This is a genomic window from Ferrovum myxofaciens (assembly GCF_000735045.1).
In the GTDB taxonomy this organism is placed as follows: domain Bacteria; phylum Pseudomonadota; class Gammaproteobacteria; order Burkholderiales; family Ferrovaceae; genus Ferrovum; species Ferrovum myxofaciens.
The window spans coordinates 1-277 of the sequence record NZ_JPOQ01000359.1 but is presented as its reverse complement, the minus strand read 5'-3'; the positions used below and the strand labels follow the sequence as shown (position 1 = coordinate 277).

General features: G+C 53.4%; 1 pseudogene. It reads left to right on the top strand.

What is annotated here, in order from left to right:
- Positions 1-277 (top strand): annotated as a pseudogene (locus tag IV91_RS18645) (RNA-guided endonuclease TnpB family protein); the annotation flags it as partial.

The following is a 277-nucleotide window of genomic DNA, read 5'->3' as shown; positions in this document are numbered from 1 at the left end:
TCGTGAAGGGAAGTTGACGCTGGCCAAGCATGAAACTCCTTTGGATATTTGCTGGAGTCGTCCGTTTCCCAAAGGGGCGACGCCTTCTTCGGTTACTGTCACAAGGACTACGGGGGGCAAATTCTACATTTCGCTCCTGACCGAAGAAGAGGTCTCGCCCTTGCCAAAAGTGAAGGGCGAGGTAGGCGTTGATCTGAACACTTCCGAGATTGTTTGTTCAAACGGAAAGCGCTATGCAACCCCGCCCAAACTTCAGGTGCTGGAGCAACGCAAGCGC